The organism is Nocardiopsis sp. MG754419 (genome assembly GCF_018207095.1).
Classification (GTDB): domain Bacteria; phylum Actinomycetota; class Actinomycetes; order Streptosporangiales; family Streptosporangiaceae; genus Nocardiopsis.
In genome coordinates this window covers 1-312 of the sequence record NZ_QOCZ01000441.1, presented here as the reverse complement: position 1 = coordinate 312, position 312 = coordinate 1, and the positions used below count along the sequence as shown (strand labels likewise).

General features: G+C 73.4%; 1 protein-coding gene. It reads right to left on the bottom strand.

Annotated features, from left to right (window positions below):
• Positions 1–204 (bottom strand): leucine zipper domain-containing protein (locus DSY14_RS28460; protein ID WP_211719648.1); only part of this gene is annotated, 204 nt, incomplete at its 3' end.
• Positions 205–312: the final 108 nt, after the last annotated feature.

Genomic DNA, 312 nt, shown 5'->3' with positions numbered 1-312 from the left:
CCACCGCCCACCGCTGGGCCGGTCGGTCATGCCTGCGGGGCCCCGGGTGCGGTAGCGGGTGGCCCAGCGGTGGGCGGTGGTGGCGCTGACCTGGAAGCGTTCGGCGGCCCGTCGCAGGGGCCAGCCGTCCTGGACCACGCAGCGGGCCAGGGCCAGGCGCCCGGCGGGGGTCAGGCGGGCGTTGGCATGAGTAGTGTGGGGCATCGAGGGCCTCCTGGTGGCCGGTGGGACGTCGCAATCCACACCGATACCGGAGGCCCTCTTGTCGTGTGTCGGGCGGGGTGGGTGTTACCAACCTCCGTGGTCAGTACA